General features: G+C 43.8%; 10 protein-coding genes. 6 read left to right on the top strand and 4 right to left on the bottom strand.

All coding sequences use genetic code 11. The annotated features are described in order from the left end of the window. Positions 1 to 26 precede the first annotated feature (26 nt). Together AZI86_RS06075 and AZI86_RS06070 are read left to right on the top strand one after the other, a co-directional pair. Positions 27 to 287, top strand: a complete 261-nt coding sequence (locus AZI86_RS06075; RefSeq protein ID WP_061834174.1) for a hypothetical protein — start codon at positions 27 to 29, stop codon at positions 285 to 287. Beyond that, positions 281 to 1,009, top strand: a complete 729-nt coding sequence (locus AZI86_RS06070) for a hypothetical protein (RefSeq protein ID WP_157684642.1) — start codon at positions 281 to 283, stop codon at positions 1,007 to 1,009. The genes AZI86_RS06075 and AZI86_RS06070 overlap by 7 nt, the downstream gene beginning before the upstream one ends. Here AZI86_RS06070 and AZI86_RS06065 read toward each other — a convergent pair. Beyond that, a complete protein-coding gene (locus AZI86_RS06065; RefSeq protein ID WP_157684641.1) occupies positions 970 to 1,524 on the bottom strand; it encodes a hypothetical protein in 555 nt (184 codons plus the stop codon). The genes AZI86_RS06070 and AZI86_RS06065 overlap by 40 nt on opposite strands. Positions 1,525 to 1,593: 69 nt before the next feature. On the opposite strand from AZI86_RS06065, the gene AZI86_RS06060 reads away from it, so the two are divergent. From AZI86_RS06060 to AZI86_RS06045, 4 genes are read left to right on the top strand one after another with little or no spacing between them, the layout of a single operon-like run. After that, positions 1,594 to 2,892, top strand: a complete 1,299-nt coding sequence (locus tag AZI86_RS06060) for a hypothetical protein (protein ID WP_061834171.1) — start codon at positions 1,594 to 1,596, stop codon at positions 2,890 to 2,892. A gap of 13 nt (positions 2,893 to 2,905) precedes the next feature. Further along, positions 2,906 to 4,870, top strand: a complete 1,965-nt coding sequence (locus AZI86_RS06055; RefSeq protein WP_061834170.1) for a polyketide synthase — start codon at positions 2,906 to 2,908, stop codon at positions 4,868 to 4,870. Next, positions 4,867 to 8,160, top strand: a complete 3,294-nt coding sequence (locus tag AZI86_RS06050) for an acyltransferase domain-containing protein (RefSeq protein ID WP_061834169.1) — start codon at positions 4,867 to 4,869, stop codon at positions 8,158 to 8,160. The genes AZI86_RS06055 and AZI86_RS06050 overlap by 4 nt, the downstream gene beginning before the upstream one ends. Then, positions 8,154 to 9,665 (top strand): phytoene desaturase family protein, encoded by a 1,512-nt coding sequence (locus AZI86_RS06045; RefSeq protein ID WP_061834168.1) that lies wholly within the window; start codon positions 8,154 to 8,156, stop codon positions 9,663 to 9,665. Before AZI86_RS06050 ends, AZI86_RS06045 begins: the two co-directional genes overlap by 7 nt. On the opposite strand, the gene AZI86_RS06040 is transcribed toward AZI86_RS06045, so the two are convergent. From AZI86_RS06040 to trhA, 3 genes are all read right to left on the bottom strand, one after another. Next, positions 9,662 to 12,133: a tail fiber domain-containing protein gene (locus AZI86_RS06040; RefSeq protein ID WP_061834167.1), complete on the bottom strand. Its 2,472-nt coding sequence runs from the start codon at positions 12,131 to 12,133 to the stop codon at positions 9,662 to 9,664. The two genes, AZI86_RS06045 and AZI86_RS06040, sit on opposite strands and share 4 nt — an antisense overlap. Positions 12,134 to 12,229: 96 nt before the next feature. Further along, positions 12,230 to 13,852, bottom strand: a complete 1,623-nt coding sequence (locus AZI86_RS06035; protein ID WP_061834166.1) for a tail fiber domain-containing protein — start codon at positions 13,850 to 13,852, stop codon at positions 12,230 to 12,232. Positions 13,853 to 13,926: 74 nt separating this feature from the next. Next, on the bottom strand, positions 13,927 to 14,583 hold the full coding sequence (gene trhA, locus AZI86_RS06030; protein ID WP_061834165.1) for a PAQR family membrane homeostasis protein TrhA: 657 nt from the start codon (positions 14,581 to 14,583) through the stop codon (positions 13,927 to 13,929). Positions 14,584 to 14,637: the final 54 nt, after the last annotated feature.

Raw genomic sequence — 14,637 nt, 5'->3', positions numbered from 1 at the left:
AAACAGAGCTGTTTTACAATAGGGGTATGAAACGAATTTATACGTATTTCATTTTAAGTCTCGCCCTTACCTTGCCGGTGATCGCGGCGGACTATTATGTTCTCGGGGCGAGCGGATCAGGGTCCGAATTTTTAATCATTGATGAGCACGCGAACTGTCATGGCGTTTCGAACGCAGGTGCGAGCGTGTATTTCATCCCGACACGTTCGTCAGCCGAATGGTCTTCTTTTGTTGCTAAGCCTCCGCCAAATGTTACGGTGCTTGCTTGCTGCGCCAAGGCTTGTTAGTTTTTTTTATTATTCTTCCCTTAGCCGGCATAGGGGCTGAAAAGCTTGCGCCTTTTAAGCCTCGCGGCGCCAAAGAGCTTGAAAATCTTCCAGCTAAAACAAGTAAAGACGAAGGCGTTTTTTTAGTTTCAGAGATGTTTGATCTTTTTGCGACTGAAGTGGAATGGAAATATAAAAATCCAGAACTTACCGCGCTCTTTAAAAAGGCGAAGCCTGCCTGTATGATACCCATATCCAAATATCCGCCGTCTTATTTTGCCGAAGACGCCAAGATCGTCTACGTTGATCGGGATTTTAAAAAAGGCACGGGAAGAACGGTCGCGGCGTGTGCCAATTATGTTCAGCAAAGCTTGAAAAATAGCGGAGTTGCGGACAAATTCGAAGGCAAAATACGCACAACACTTTCCATCGAAGATCTTATGGCATTTCAGCAAAATCAAGACTTTATGAAAATGCTCAAAGAACAATATCCTAATAATATTTTTGGTAAATACAGCTTTTCAACTTTGGCTGCGGGGAAAACTCTTGCTGCGGGAGAATCTCCCGTCGCTATTCAAATGGGTGCTCCCGCGCCAGGGGCCACAGCTCCAGTTCCTTCTTTGACTGATGAGAAGCCATCAAATAAAAATCCACTCATCGCTTTCTCTCTTGGAACAGCGTTGGCGCTGATCTTTGGCGTGATTTATGTTGTCCGTTCTAAAAGACAAACGCCGAGCAGATGATCTTGTTGATCTTCAACGAAAAGATGACCTCGGGTGACCCCCTGAACCCGGTACAAGAAAGAGCACATATCTTCTTTTTTTTCTAAAAATACCAGATGAGCCGATCGGTTTTTGAGGTCGGCAGAAGCCTTGAAAAGGGCCTCTTTGCATACAAAGAGGCTTAGAAGCTTTTTCTCCCAAGTAAGGCCTGAAGTATTGGAGTCGACAAAGAGTCGTTCCTGCTGTGGCAAGCGTCCATACAAAACATCAAATGGAAAATCGGTGGAGGTGGGGAAAATCTCCAAATCGCATCCGACCGAGTATCTCTGATCGGTATTGAGGACAGCTAAGAAGACATTGTCTTTATGACTAAGAGAAAAATCCCCGGGCATCCAAATATAAGGTTGGCCCGATTCTGTGTAGGTAACGTTTCTATTAGAAATATTAAGTCGCTTAAGAATTAAGGCGTTTCTTTCTTCCTGGGAAAGACGTTGGGGGCCAGAAACTTTTAAAAGAATTTTAACTGGCATAGGCATGCTTATCATATTTAGAAATATGGCAAATAAAGCTTTTCTTCACAATGGTCTTCATATCTAATTTTCTTCGTGAACGATAAAAACTCTTCTAAATCGACCATTAACATCCAGCTTTTCGTCGTTATTGCGATGATTGGCATGTGTTTGGTTCATTGTCGATTCTTTATGGCCTTTTATAAGCCTTATGATCAATTACCCTTTCAAATGCCCCGAGAATCTATCAATTATATCAGTCTCTTGGGATTGATTTCAATGTGCTTCCCAATGGCCGCGGGTGAATTTTTGCGCGTGCGTCTGTCGGCACCGATCCGCTTTAAACAGTGGAGTGGGATAGATCAACTGCTCTCGGTCAAACTATTGCTTTTATTGGCGCTGATGGATTCGGTGAAAAATCTTTTGTCCGTCGGATTTTATAACGTGATTCGCTGGGATATTTTGCCCTTTATAGCAGCGAGCATACTACTGATGATGAAGACGCTTAAGTGGGGAAAGCGGGTTTTACTAATTCCGGTGGTCGTTTTTGTTTTACAGGTCATCGTAGAGGTCTCAAAGCCTTTACTTTATGATTTTGTCATATCAACTCCGACGAGAGTTGCCGAATTTTCAAGTTCGACGTTGTCTTCTTGGGTCATGCTGATTTCGTTAGTGTTAGTAATTTCGATTCTTCATTACCTAATTAAAGATTTGCCCGGTAAAATTCAGTTTGTAGTATTTACGGTTTTAGCGTTTTTGTTTTCATTCTTACATATAAATTACTGGTCGACGGTTCCGACTTACGGCGCGTCCATTTATAACGTGCCGTTCTTGGCATTAACATCGATGGCGGCGACGGGTGGGCACATTTGGCCACTGATTCCATGGCTGTGGCTTCCTGTATTTGGTTTTTTAGTTCGTCACTTGGTTGAAGAAAACCAAAGTGAAAAATCAGGAACAAAAATAAAATATTTTTTGGATATTGTTTTGGTGGCGTACTTTGTTTTCTATTTTACAAGTCTTTACCCTGATTATTACGCGAAGTTCGACGCGCGATACTTGTTTTCATCCCGAATTTTTGCGGCAAGAATATGTGATATTTTTGGTCTGATATCAGTGTATTGGATTTTAAGACGCCTCTGCGAGTTGGGGGCCTCGTGGGTGAGTTTGCCTCATTTGCTTTTGCGCTTGGTGAGCTCGGGTGCAATCATATTTTATGTCATCCATTATCTTATCGCCTATTGGACAGTCCACACGTGGGCGCTTCTAATTAAGGATGCGATGCTTTCGTACTGGGTGTATGCAGGGTTTGTCGGCTTCGTGTCAGTGGGATTGTCTTCGCTGCTAGTGGCGCTTTACCAAGGTAAAGTCCTTTTCTTTGTAAAAAAAGTATAGTGTAATTTCCCCTATGAAAAACGTCGCGATCACCGGCATGGGATGCATTTTTTCGCATTCCCCAAATACGGAACAATTCTGGGTCAATATTCTGTCGGGAAAAAGCTTCAGGGAAAAAGTGCCACTTTCTCGGTGGAACCCGCAAGGAACCGAAGACGATAATAAAAAATATTTCGTACAGTATGAAGCCGCAGTGGTTGATGACTCCCTTATTTCTGAACTTCGGAAAAAATGGAATATTGACAAAGATGCCACACGTCTTGAGGTGATGGTGGAATCAGCGGCCCGTGAAGCTATTGGATATAAAGGCGCGCCTTCCGGCAGAGGTGGACTTGTCTTAGGTATGATGAATCCTGATGATGAATTCAATCTAAGCCTAGGGCAAAGATTTGACGTAGAATTTATAAAAAAGGCCGGAGGAAATTCGCGGCAGTCTCAAGAGTTTTTAGATTTCGAGGATTCAATTCGGAAAAAATATAAGAAGGAATATGACTTCGCCGATCGCTATGGCAGCCATCTTATCTTGGATCGAATTCAAAACAGACTGGGCCTTTCAGAGGACTCTATTATTGTTGATGCTGCTTGTGCCTCGTCGATAGCGGCGATGGATATCGCAATGACGATGATTCGTTCTGATCAGTGGGATTACGCTTTGGTTGGCGGCGCGGAAACAAATCTGTCTCAAGGCTCATTCAAAGCTTTTGATGTCGTAGGTGCCTTGTCCAAGAAAGGATGCAAGCCATTTGATCGCGAAAGTGATGGCTTGTTGCAGGGTGAGGGCTGCGGATTACTTCTCATTCAAAAAATAAAAGACGGCGAGAAAAGTTCGGTTTTCATTTCGTCAGTGGGCGGTGCTAGTGATGGCCGCACCACCAGTCTTTTTCAGCCCAATGTCGAAGGACAGACACTGGCTTATCGACGGGCTCATAAGCAATTGAACTTCCAGCTGGACTATTTAGAGGCTCACGGCACGGGAACGGTGGTCGGTGATCAGACAGAGGTTTCTTCGATCGTTGATTTTTTCAAGGGACAAAAAATTCCAACGTCTTCTACCAAATTTCAGTTCGGGCATACTAAGGCGGCGGCTGGGGCTGCCGGCTTGATCAAGGCAATTAAGATGCTTGAGCAGCAAAAGATCCCTCAGGTTAAGTACCTGAACAATCCGATTACGGATCAGCTGCTTTTAAAACTGGAAGAAAGAAATGTTTCTGGAGAGATCAATAGTGTAGGGGTTTCGTCTTTCGGTTTTGGTGGAAGCAGCTTTCATTGCGTAGTTTCCAAAAATCCCCAGGCTGAAAAAGCAGAGCCTGCTAATAACGTCGTCATGCTCTCTAAAGTCGGCTTAAGCAGAGCCGACTTTTCGATCGACAAGTTTTTGGAAACCAATACGTTCTATAAAATCCCACCCAACAGTCGATCTAATATCGATGCCATGCAGATCTTAGGTTTGGCGGCCACTCTTGAAGCCTTCTCAGATATGAACCGGGACTTAAGCGTGTGGCCTTTTGAAGATACTGCCGTCATTTCCACAAGCACCTTAGGGCTAGAAGTTTCAGAACTGATGGCAAAAAAGCTCAAGCTAGAGTCTTACATTAAATACTTTGAATCGCACCCCGGATCTCGATCTGCAGAAATTTTGAACGACCTTAAAAAAGATCTAGAAAAAATTGGGATGAATGAGGATTTCGCCACAGGCGTTTTAAATAACGTTATTGCCGGTCGGGTTTGCCATGCATTCGATATGCGGGGGATTAGTTACAATATCGAAGCAGGCCCTCGATCGCTAAGTGTAGCGCGAAACCTGCTTTTTCATAAAATTGCGTTCGGAGAAAATCCTTTGGGTGTACTTATCCATGTCTTAGAAAAGGGCGCGGGACCGGATCTCACTCGCGAGGGAGTTGAAGTAGAAATCTATGCCCAGGAACAATTGGCCAATAAGCTATTCTTAAAACCAAAGCTTGAAGTGGGCGTGCGATGAAAGAAATTTTCTTCAAGGAAGTGACCGCACAATTAAGTCCGAAAGCCGCATATATCTTTCCCGGTCAAGGCTCTTTTGATGTTAACGAATCCAGAAATCTTTATAACAAGTCGGTGAGATTTAAAGAATGGGTGCGAAAAGCCGACGAGCTTTCAAAAAAATTTAAATTCCCATCTCCCCTTGCCTATTTGACTCAAAAACAAAAAAAAGAAGACGCCGCCTATCTTTCGTCGGAAGAAGCTTTTCAAGTGAATCTTTTGCAGTTGACTCAACAGTGCTATCTTTATGAGGAGTTTTGTCGAAAGCTGACTTTGCCCAATATTGTAACTGCGCATAGCTTCGGCGAATACGCGGCTTTTTATGCCAGTGGAATTCTTAATTTTGAAACTGTCTATCACATCGTGGGACTCAGAGAGCAGGCAAGCCCGGCACCAGGAACTTTGGGTGGTTTGGTAGTTCTTTCAAGCGGGACGGATGAGTTCCGCGCGCTTGCGATTAGCAAAGATCAGCAAATAGCCAATATAAATTCTAAAAAACAAATTACAGTTGCTGTCGCAAAAACAAACATCAAATCTTTTTTGCGGGATTTGCGTGCCAATAAAATTGCCGCTACTGAACTTAGGCGCGTGGGGCGTCCTTATCATTCAACCCTGATGAGCCCGTCTGAAAAATCATTTAAAGAAAGTGTTTTAAAAATTGATTTTGAGATTTCGCCGGTCAAAATACCCCTGCTTTCTTCTGTAAATCAAAAAATTTACGAAAAAGAATATGTTTTTGAACGCGCAGAATTGATTTGCGTTATTTGTGAGCAGCTTTTAAGGCCAGTGCTTTTTCTTAAGCAGATAGATTCATTATTAAGCTATGGAGTCACCGGGGCGGTGGAGATGGGAAGCAGCTCCGTTGTATCACCGTTCGTTAAATCTGTTTCTAATGGCGCGATTCAGTCTTTTTCTGCTCGTGATTATGAAGTCAAAGAAGAAGAAGCAGGAGCTGTCAGTCAATTTAAAATTAAGGACCATAAAGTCTTTAAAATGGTTGGCGATTTTATTAGTCAGATCACGGGCTACAGCATTGAAGAAATTCGTTTGGAACAAAGACTTGAGGAAGATCTGCGGATTGATTCGATCAAAAAAGCAGAGATTTTATTTCGATCTTTTAAAGAACGAAATGTCGATATCGGCGCTAATCTAGAAATTGCCAAACTAAAAAGAGTTGGCGACATCGTGCAACTTTTAGAGGGCATGAAGCAAAGAGATGCTTCGCTGACAGACCAAGAAGTTCACTTTGAATTAAAAAAAGGCTCTTGGGTTCAGGTCCCGCATCCAATCTTAGGCCCCATTGGTGAAGAGCCCGCACTTCAAACTTTGCTTGATGGTGATGATTTTGCACTAAAGCAGTTCGCCACAGATAAATATTTGATGAGTTTGAAGACGTTAAGCAAAAACGACCTTGGCGAAAAAGAAATTGTCGAAAAATTAAATAATATCTATTCAAGCCTAGCGCAGATTCGCGAGCGAGGTGGAAATTTCTATTTTATTTTATCGGGTCAAGAAAGTCGTTGGTTTAATGCAGTTAAGGCGTTCCTTAAATGCATTGCCCTTGAATTTGGTACGATGGCTTTTAAGGCGGTCGATGTTGATAGCTCCTCTGAATTCGAAAAAGCGGCCTATCAAGAATTCTTCGAACACTCTTTAAAAGAAATTCGTTATCGAGGGGGCCGTCGTGAATCTTTAGCCCTGACCGCGTTGCAACCAGAAGACTTTGATTTAGGTCATATGCCTCGACATGTGTTTTCGATTGGTGGTTCTAAGGGCATTCTAAAAACCTTTTTTGAGGGCTCTTCATTTCCGGACACTCACCTAACAATTGTGGGGCGATCAAATTATCAACCGACAAAAGTGAATTGGAAGTCAGTCACATATCTTCAAGTGGATGCAGAAAATCCATCCTCATTATTAGCGGCCCTAAAAAAAGCCGAGTCTAATTTTGGTGAGATTGATTTGATTTTTGATGCCAGCGGACGGGAATACAGCCAGCTTTTTGAAAGAAAAGAGGCTAAAGAAATTATTGAAGAGATTCGAAGTAAAAACCTTTCCGTGGAGGGCATGAGTAGGTATTTCAGTTCAAGATCTCTTAAGCCAACAATCTATAAGCTGAATTCAATTTCCGCTTCACATGGAAATATGGGCCAATCTATTTACGCCTTTAGTAACGAGTGGGCGTGCTGGGATGATAATATAACGCCGATATATCTTCCTCCGACGGACCAGGTGGGCATGACCGAAGACCCGATGGTATTACGTTCCGTAAAAATGTTGGGCCTAAAACTTCTAAGTGCCGATCATATTGTAGAGCTGTTTAAACGATTAATGCTGACAAGACCCAAATCCGTTTACCTGATGTCGGATCAAAATCAGCTTATGACTGGATTTCAGGGTCAGCCCAATCCGCATGCATTTATGAGTATCGGACGTCGTCGGGATTCGGATTTACACTTTTATCAAACGCTGGATCTAGCAAAGCAGAATTTCCTAAATGACCACAAGATTTCAGGGCAAAGAATTGCGCCAGCCAGTCTGTTTTTCGCTGAATTGGTCGTCGCCTATAAAAGCTATTTTCAGGCGTTTCCAAATTTAGAATCCTACGATCTAAAAAATCTTATCACTCTTGAGGTGGGCCCTGTTGAAGTTCGCACGGTCTGTGAATTTCCAAAAGAGGGGGTTTTACGGATCAAAGTACAATCACAGCTTGAAAATTTCGAGACTGTCAGCGGCTCTTTGATTCAACACACTCCTTTAGGGTTTCATTCAGGCTTAAACTTACAAAATGAACTTGAGATTGGGGATTTTTATAGTGATAAGTTTTTAGAGCTTTCGGGAATGTTCGTAAATTTAGAATGGGTTCGTGTAGATTCCCAAGGTCGATTGGTCGGCAAACTTAAAAAATATCAAAAGCCAGCCCACTTGGATGAAGAAACATATCAGTTGATGAATACTTTTGAGGCCTGCTTTTTGATGGTGGGCGGACAAGTCATGTGGAGCGAGAAAATGACGATGGTTCCCGCACATCTTTCTAATGTTTCCATTGATTTTTCTAAGAAGGGCGAGTGTCGTTATATTTTGGTAAAAGAAATCCGTCCACTTTCTGATTCCCGCTGGGAAGGGAAGTGTGACGTACTGAACGACGAAGGCCAAGTTGTGATGAGTCTTAATAAGATGCAAGGTGAAATCGTTATCAAATATGAAACTTTGCCGGTCGGATATCACGCCATCAATGAGTCCCTATGGTAGATTTAAGATATGACGTTGCCATTATTGGATCGGGATTCGGCGGTCTCGTTGCGGGGTCCCTCTTAAGCCAAAAAGGTTACAAGGTTATCGTTGTTGAGGCTCATGATAAAGTGGGTGGTTTTGCCAGTCACTTTCGTCGCAAGGGATATTCATTTGAAGTCGCTGTGCATTTAATTGAGGGCAAAGGGTCGTCTAATTTTCGCGATCTTGTTTTTGATGAGCTGAATATTTGGGACGTTCCTTTAATTAAGTCACCTGACTTTTTTTCTGTGCACTTTGGCGAGAAGTCTTTTTCGATGCCCTGCGATTATGAAAATGCGCTGGTTCGGCTCGGCCAGGAATTTCCAAATGAAGTTTCGGGATTGCGCCGATACTTTGAGGATATGAGGCAGATTTCAAAAGAGCATATCCGCTTTCAGCAGAGCTCTATTTTTATGAGCTTGAAAAATCCGATGCTGTCATTGTCTTATCCCGCCTTCACTAAGTTTATGACCATTTCACTTGCCGACTATATGAATAGTCTATTTAAGGACCAACGGCTTATGTGGATTCTTATGGCGAATATTGGTTTTTACAATGATTCACCTGGAGCCTATTCGGCGGCAATGTTTTTATTAAACCAAGCTTTTTACTATGAAGGTGGCGGATATTATGTTGAAGGGGGCAGCCAGGCTCTTTCAGATCATCTGGCGAAGATTATCAAGGATCATGCCGGTGAGATTTTGCTTTTACATGAAGTCTTTGATTCGGAACTGACAGAAGGGCATTGTCGCGCCATTTTTGCCCGAAGATCTAAAGGGAATAAGGCGGAAATAACTAAGATCGTCGCGGATAAGTTTATCTTTAACTGCAGCCCCTCCCAGCACACGCAAATTTTGAAAAGGTCAAAACCTGAAAACCCAAAACCCAGTGGATCGGCGGTGACCCTATTCTTGGGAATGAAAAGCGATTACGTCGCTCCCAAAAGGTTTTCATATTTTAATTTCTTTGGCGACTTTGAACGCAAATCCGAAAATCGCATGAGTCCCTCAGCCTTAGAATTTTCATTAGTTAATTATGCGGCCTTACCCAATGCTGATCATAAGCGGCCCACACTTGACGCGACTATTTTGGACTCGTGGGACAAGTGGAATGTTTCAGAAGAAGAATATTCGTTGTTAAAAACTGAAGTTCAGAATCGTTGGTTGCGAAGATTAGAAGAAGTTGCTCCAAAAATTGTTGAAAGTGTTGAATGGGTCGAGATGGCAACGCCCCAAACGATCCAAAGATTCAGCCGCAACAGCGCGGGCGCCATCTATGGCTATGATCCAAACTCAATGGACCTCGAAGAGGTATTAAAACGTCGATGGGCGCAGTACGAGCCTGTAGATTCGATATTAAAGAATGTGTTTTACGCCTCTGCGTGGACGTCCTCGCACGGGATTACCGGTGTGACCAATGCAGGCTATCAAGCAGCACGTGCTTTGCTTAAACGCGATGGTGTTCAATTTCAATTAAGGTTTTAATTAGGGACTCTTTTTTCTAACGCCTCTAATCTTTCAATAAGTTTTTGGTTTTGTTCGATAAGTAACTGATTTTGTTCTTCTACTTGACTCATTTTAGCTTCTAATGATTTCACGCGACTATCAACGCCGCGCAAATCTCTCCAAAGCTCTTTGAGAGCTTCAATGGCCAAAGCGACGATGTTTCCGTATTTAACGGTCTTAATCGTACCAAGCTTTTCGTCTTTTTGTTCGCTGACTGTTTCGGGAAGAACTTTTTCGACTTCTTGGGCGATGAAACCAATGTCATGACCTTTTGTGCTTTTCCAATCAAACGCGACCCCGCGAAGTTGCAACGTTTTTTCCATTGGATTCTTAAGAGTTTCGATATTTTCTTTAAGGCGTCTATCAGAAGTATAGTAATAAGCCGGTGAATACATCGCCGTTCCGGTTTGAATCGTATTATCGCTGTGGAATACTTTGCTTCCGTAAACGCGGACATACGTGGCATCTATCATATAGATACCGCCACCGTGCGTTCCGTTGTACCACCCCGTGTTTCCATACGTACGATGCCATCCGCCACCAGAGTCGATCACGGTATTGCCGCCCATGACAATGGCTGCGCCTGCAGTCAACGTAGAATTGACTGTTAAAGCGCCAGTCACCGTGTCCCCAGCTTTGTTGACGGGCGTGTATCCTAAGGCCGTCGTGATATCAGAAGATGCAAGGCTGGCCCCTGTCGTGACGCGTCCTTTTGCATCGACGGTGACTTTGGTATACGTACCTGCCGTCGCACCGCTGTTAGGTAAATCTGCTGCTACGAGGGCGCGGAATGATGGCGCTCCTGCAGATCCATTTGGTGCCGCTAAAACGTAATTGGCCGTCGCAGAGGCAAAGTTAGAACCTGAAACGCTGATTGTCGAACATGCCCACGTTCCGGTGGCAGAGGTAAACGTTAATGTTTGACCCGCAGAGCAGTTTGCTGGCATTTGTGATGAGTCAATCTTTGCCGCTAATTGCGTTGATAAATTAGTTATGTCGCTAATAGCAATAGCTGAATTCACCCAAGAACCACTATTGTATTTCAAGTATTGACCCGTTGCTGGTGAAGTCAAAGTGATGGGAACATTTTTAACTCTATCGACAGTCACTGTAACTGCACCTGAACCTGTCGTGCTAACATCACCAGAAAGGGCTGTAATGCCGCCGGCGCCTTCATTGTCGGTACCGCAAATCCAGCGTGAGTTTGAGTTATTCCATTTAAGGACTTCACCATCGGCACAGGCCGCATTATTTGGCAGATAGCTTAAATACTTTCCAGACCCTGAAGTGATTTTATCAATACTAAGACTTGCGATTTTAGCATCCGTCACTTGCCCGTTACCGATGTCGGCGGTCGCGATAGTTCCGTCTAGGATTTTTGCGCTGGTAACAGCGCCGTCAGTGATGGTGGCAGCGACTGATCCAGATCCAGAAGCCGTGACTTCTCCGGTTAAGGCCGTGATGCCGGTTGCGGGTGGTACAACCCAAGTCGCCGTTGTTCCGTCGGTTTGTAAAATGCGACCCGAGTTGCCTGATTGTGGCGGCAAGATGTTCGTTAATGCCGCAGCAAGGGTCGTTGCTCCTGTACCCCCATTAGCGACCGGCAAGATTCCAGATACGTCACTTGTAAGATTGATCGATGTCGAGGTTGAATACGCGCCTGGACCTGTGCGGCTAACAAAACCTGTGGTTGCCAAGGCATTAACCCCAGCAAGTTCAGTACCCAATCCAATGGATCCAGTGGTTGTGATTGTGCCACCGGTAAGACCTGTACCCACGGTAATGGAAGTCACGGTTCCCAACCCCATTGATCCAAGCGGAACGCAAGCCCAAGTGCCACTGTTGAACGAAAGATATTCCCCGACGGCGCAACTAGGAACAGAGGAATTCAAAACAAATTCTGAAGGTAAATAAGTTCCGAGGCGCTCAGCGGCATTTGCGTAAGCGGCATAAGGCACGGTGCGAATGACTAAGTCAGACTCGAGTGCTGACCATCCAAGCCCATCCCAGAACTGAACGCGCAAACGGCGATTGTCACCTGCTGACGGAGAGTAAGTGTTCGTGCCACCTTCACATGAATAAGAAGCGGTGGAGTTGTTAAAAGCATCTAAGATATTAAAGCTTCCCGTCGTGGGATAGACAACGGCTCCAGAGCCAATGGCCAGGTCAAAAAGACCGTTAGAGTTACTCATATCCAATCCACTGATTTGTTCGCGATAGATCACGCAAGTTCCAGATGGATTTAGAATTTTAAAAATGAAAGAAACGGAAGAATGACGTAAAGGACTTCCATCGGTTTTAATGATGCGACCTTGATAACTTAATGTTCGAGGAGTTGATTGAGCAGAAAGCGGTAACAAAATCAGGATACACAACGCCGTAGCCATTCTTAAAAGAATGGCTAAGCCGGCGCATGAACGTCCCTTAATCGTACCGAAGCTTTCCATGAGGAACTTATCGGAGTTTTTCTGAGATTTCTTAAGGTTAAATAAAAATGAAATCGTATTTAGTCGGGGGAAAGCCAACTAATAAGTGAGGCTAACTTAATTCTTTTTGTCCAAAGCTTTTTCCAAGCGGTCTAAACGAGCTTTGAGCTCTTCATTTTCTTTTTTTAGTTTATCGAACTCGACTTTTTCGACTTTATTTGAGTGAAGTTCCTTAAGTGCCTCAATAATGGGAGCAACCAGTGTTGCGTAGCCCACAGATTTATATCCTTTTTCATCAGTAGAAACGGCTTCCGGAAATTGCTTCTCTACCTCTTGCGCGATCAAACCAATTTGTCGACGAGTGCTGAAATGCTTTTCTGGAAATTCGTCTTGGCGCCAGTCATAAGTCACCCCTCGAATCATCGAAAGCTTATCCAGAGAGTTTTCCACAGAAGAAATATTTCTTTTATAGCGCGCATCTGATGAGTAGTTAAAGGCGTAGGAACGTATGGCGCCTACCACGGTCATCATTTCTCCATTGTCCGGAGCTGCTGGCATCATGCGAATGCGTTCAACATCGGAACTGTTGACGATGGAGATGGCACCCGAACTTCCAGAGGGGCGGATACGCATGGTGTTCGTGGGTGTATCAAAGTCGATATAACCACCTGCACTTGGAGTTCCATTGGAATTTCCGTAAATAATTGAACGAAACGGATTTGAACTTGCTGAGCCTAAACTTATTATTCTGAGCCCCTGTTTGTTCGCATCCTCAAAGCCGACGGAAATTTCAGCGGTATAATTTGGAGAAACCGGAGTGGAATTGATCCTTCCAGCAAATGCAGACGCGCCTGTCACGTCTAAGGTGGCCGAAGGATTCGTTGTGCCAATTCCGACGGAACCAGTGATATAGGAGATATTTGATCCTGTCGTTGTCCATTGTGATGAAGTCAGACCCGACGGCAGGTCAGCAGCAGTGAGAACGCGGAATGTTGGAGCTCCGTTAGCGGTTGAAGGTGCCGCCAAAAAGGTGCGCGCAGTCTGACTTGAATAAGTAACTTGCGAGTCCGTGATCGCAATATTTGTACAAAGGAAATTTCCCGTTGGCGAAGAAAATGTTAAAGTCGAATTAGCCGAACAGGACGAAGGAAATTGAGACAGACTTAACTTCGAGGAGATATTTGTGGACAATGAGTTTAGCGAAGTCGAAAGTCCGGTGATGTCGGCGGTTGAAATGGCCGAACTGCTCCAAGATGTCCCATCATATTTTAAAAATCCGCCAGAGGTTGGTGCCGTTGCCGAAATAGGGACACCGCGAATTCGTTGAACACTGTTGTTGCTAATATCTCCGGTCACGTCGCCCGAAAGCGTAGTGGCAGATGTGCTTGCCGGTAATGTAAATGTCGAGGTGCCGTTAGCATTCGCATTCATCACCAAAACCTTATATATCGAGGAAGGCTTTAACTGATGAGGAGCATTTGCGATCGGTACTATTTTTAAAGTATTAGTGCCGAACGTGGATTGTACTGGAACTTCCACGCCGTCTTCGAAAAGATGAACTTCAGAGTTCTGCATGAAGATACCTTTAAAGTTCAAAGATCCATCATGCTGAGAATATTCAAAAGTCTTTGCTTCATTGCAGCTAGCGATACAAGACACTTCCGGATTGATATCCGAACAGCTTGAAAGCAGCATTGAAAAGAAAGTTAAAATGAAGGGGACCTTTAAACGTCCTAACATACTTAACTATTCGGAAAAAACGTTGAAAGAGTTTATGATTCCTAAACGGAAATATGTCTCAAGGTGAGTCGGTTCTAAGTAAGATAGAATAAAACGCAAAGGAACTGGAATAAAGTTCCCGCCATTACGCAGACGTGCCACATGCCGTGACCATGTTTAATACGCTCATCATTAAAAAAGAAATAACAGCCGATCGCATAAGACGCATAACCCGCAAGCACCATGGCAAATCCAAGAGGTGGCAATGCATCCATCAGGTTTTTAAGTGCTGGCAAGACGGTTACACTCATGGCGCCGTAAATAAAAAATGAAAGATGGCGTTTTTTATGAGGAGAATAAATCTCCCACATGATTCCGACGATAGCTAAAGTCCACACCACTCCCAAAACCATCCAACCGACATTTCCACGTAAAGCTAAAATCGCGTAAGGTGTGTAGTTTCCGGCAATTTTTAGATAAATTCCGATGTAATCTAACTTGCGATAAAAATGTTTTTTTGAATAAGGAGCCGCATGATAAAGAGTCGAGATGAGATAAAGACCGACTGTCGTGAAAGCATAGATGCTAAAAGAAAATAATCTCCAGGTATCTTGCTTTGAAGCTGCCAGATATAAAAGCATGAAAGAACCTAGAATTGCAAAGAGCGCGGCCACCGCGTGTGTGAACGTGTTTAGGCGCTCACCCTCTTCAATTCTAATAGCGGCCAGATTCCGAGGAATTCGATCTTTCATGTTTTTATATTACAATGAATTAACGAAAAGGTCAGCCGTAAAATTTTACTAGTC

This window comes from Bdellovibrio bacteriovorus (assembly GCF_001592735.1).
GTDB classification, from domain to species: domain Bacteria; phylum Bdellovibrionota; class Bdellovibrionia; order Bdellovibrionales; family Bdellovibrionaceae; genus Bdellovibrio; species Bdellovibrio bacteriovorus_D.
Note: the sequence above shows the minus strand (reverse complement) of the source record. Positions and strands in the feature narration are given on the sequence as shown.

Coding starts and splice junctions, on each gene's coding strand:
- AZI86_RS06050 (WP_061834169.1), top strand. CDS start 4,867: ATGAAAGAAATTTTCTTCAAGGAAGTGACCGCACAATTAAGTCCGAAA.
- AZI86_RS06055 (WP_061834170.1), top strand. CDS start 2,906: ATGAAAAACGTCGCGATCACCGGCATGGGATGCATTTTTTCGCATTCC.
- AZI86_RS06065 (WP_157684641.1), bottom strand. CDS start 1,524: ATGCCTATGCCAGTTAAAATTCTTTTAAAAGTTTCTGGCCCCCAACGT.
- AZI86_RS06075 (WP_061834174.1), top strand. CDS start 27: ATGAAACGAATTTATACGTATTTCATTTTAAGTCTCGCCCTTACCTTG.
- AZI86_RS06035 (WP_061834166.1), bottom strand. CDS start 13,852: ATGTTAGGACGTTTAAAGGTCCCCTTCATTTTAACTTTCTTTTCAATG.
- trhA (WP_061834165.1), bottom strand. CDS start 14,583: ATGAAAGATCGAATTCCTCGGAATCTGGCCGCTATTAGAATTGAAGAG.
- AZI86_RS06040 (WP_061834167.1), bottom strand. CDS start 12,133: ATGGAAAGCTTCGGTACGATTAAGGGACGTTCATGCGCCGGCTTAGCC.
- AZI86_RS06045 (WP_061834168.1), top strand. CDS start 8,154: ATGGTAGATTTAAGATATGACGTTGCCATTATTGGATCGGGATTCGGC.